General features: G+C 65.4%; 2 protein-coding genes and 1 pseudogene. 1 reads left to right on the top strand and 2 read right to left on the bottom strand.

Annotated features, from left to right (window positions below; translation table 11 throughout):
• A partial coding sequence (locus DBR22_RS21690; RefSeq protein ID WP_108600686.1) for a cystathionine beta-synthase occupies nucleotides 1–1270 on the bottom strand: 1270 nt, incomplete at its 3' end.
• A gap of 36 nt (nucleotides 1271–1306) precedes the next feature.
• On the bottom strand, nucleotides 1307–1696 hold the full coding sequence (locus DBR22_RS21685) for a VOC family protein (RefSeq protein WP_108600685.1): 390 nt from the start codon (nucleotides 1694–1696) through the stop codon (nucleotides 1307–1309).
• A 153-nt stretch (nucleotides 1697–1849) separates the two neighbouring features.
• On the opposite strand from DBR22_RS21685, the pseudogene DBR22_RS21680 reads away from it, so the two are divergent.
• A pseudogene (locus DBR22_RS21680) lies at nucleotides 1850–2194 on the top strand (3-methyladenine DNA glycosylase); the annotation flags it as partial.

The following is a 2194-nucleotide window of genomic DNA, read 5'->3' as shown; positions in this document are numbered from 1 at the left end:
TCTCCAGCGAGCCGATGACCGGGAGTTTGGGTCCCATGTGCTCGGAGATTTTATCCGTCAGCTTGGCCTCGCCACGGAAGAGCTTGGAGGTGAGGGTCCGTTCATCAACGGCGCCGAGGACCTCGCCCATCACCACGGGCGGTTCCTGCGAGAGGACCGGGATGTGGCTGACGCCGAACTCGTTCATGATGTTGATGACATCGCGGACGGATTCGTTCGGGTGGATGTGGACCAGGGCCGGCATTTCGCCGGTCTTGGACTTGATGACCTCACCCACGGACGCTTCCTCGCCGCCGGACAGGAAGCCGTAGGAACGCATCCATTGGTCGTTGAAGATCTTGGCGAGGTAGCCGCGGCCGGAGTCCGGGAGGATGACCACCACAACGGCGCTTTCGGGCAGGTCGCGGGCCGTCTTCAGCGCAGCCACCACGGCCATGCCGGACGAGCCGCCCACCAGCAGCCCTTCCTCACGGGCCAGCCTGCGGGTCATGGCAAAGGAGTCGGCATCACTGACGGCAATGACCTGGTCCGGGACCGCTTTGTCGTAGTTGGCCGGCCACATGTCCTCGCCGACGCCTTCAACGAAGTACGGGCGCCCCGTGCCGCCGGAGTAGACCGATCCTGCGGGGTCCGCCCCGATGATCCTGACCACGCCGCCGTCGGACTCCGGACGGTCCGCAGAGACTTCCTTGAGGTACCGTCCGGTCCCGGTGATGGTGCCGCCGGTGCCGGCGCCGATCACGCAGTGCGTGATCCGGCCGTCGGTGTCCCGCCAGATTTCCGGGCCCGTGGTCTCGTAGTGGCTGCGCGGGGCGGCCGGGTTGGAGAACTGGTCAGGCTTGTAGGCGCCCGGAGTTTCCGTCACCAGGCGGTCCGAGACGCTGTAGTAGCTTTGCGGGCTGTCCGGGGCAACAGAGGTTGGCGTCACCACAACTTCGGCACCGTAGGCGGCCAGGACGGCGCGCTTGTCCTCGCCCACCTTGTCCGGGACCACGAAAATGCATTTGTAGCCCTTTTGCTGCGCCACCAGGGCCAGGCCCACTCCGGTGTTGCCGGATGTTGGCTCCACGATGGTCCCGCCGGGGAGCAGTTTGCCGTCGCGTTCGGCATCCTCGATCATCTTGATCGCAATGCGGTCTTTGATGGAACCGCCGGGGTTCAGGTACTCCAGCTTGACCAGGACGGTGGCTTTGACGCCGTCGGTCACGTGGTTGAGTCTAATGAGCGGGGTATTGCCGATGAGGTCCAGGACGGACTGGGCGTACTTCATAGGTACAAAGTTACCGTCTCCTCACCGGCGGCCGATTCAGGGCGCAGCCGGCAGGTTCTCCCACAGTCCCATGACGTTTCCCTCGGTGTCCCTGAAGTAGGCGAAGAAGCCCATGTCCGGGATGGTGTTCTTGGGCATCACCACCGAACCGCCCAGCTCTTCGACCGTCCTCAACGTTGCATCGATGTCCGGCACGTCAACGGTGATGATGGGGTTCACCAGGTCCCCTTCCCTGCCCATCAGGCCGCCGTTGATGGCTCCGGGCTCTTTGGGCAGGCTGGTTGCCTCGTCAGTGGGCGTCGTGGTGACCGCGTTGTAGTTCATTTCCGGCATGGGGTTGATCTTCCAGCCGAAGGCCTCGCTGTAGAAATTCCTTGCCCGCTCCTGATCGTCCGCGGGGATCTCAAAATGTACCACTCCACCCATTGCGCTCACCTGACAGCTAGAAGGGACGGCGCGGTGGCTGCCGCGCCACACTGGGGAGTCTAGTTCGGCACGGAACGCCCGTTAGGGTCTTTGGTCCCTCCTTCCGGCCACATTCACGGCGCCGGTGTCAGCCCCGCGTGGGATCATGGTTCAGTGACCATCGCAGAGCTCCCCGCCGGCCTGGCCGCCGCGGCGGACGCCTCCCTGCGGTGGTATCCGGACGGCCCTTACAGCCTTTCCCAGACCCTCGGGGTTCTGCTCAGGGGCACCGGCGACCCCTCGTTTTCCACCCGCCCGGACGGGTTTTGGACCGCTTTTACGACGGCGGATGGACCCGTCACGCTGCGCCTGAGGTTCACGGCGGGCGGCGGCCTGCGGGAGGCCCACGTGGATGCCCAGGCCTGGGGTCCCGGGGCTGGGGCCGGCATCTCCGGCGTGCCCAGGTTGCTGGGCTCCGCGGATGACTGGTCGGCCTTTGACGAGCCGGCCTTCCACGCC

The organism is Arthrobacter sp. HMWF013, from assembly GCF_003061105.1.
Lineage (GTDB): Bacteria > Actinomycetota > Actinomycetes > Actinomycetales > Micrococcaceae > Arthrobacter.
The sequence above is the reverse complement of the archived record's forward strand: the minus strand, read 5'-3'. Positions and strand labels throughout refer to the sequence as shown.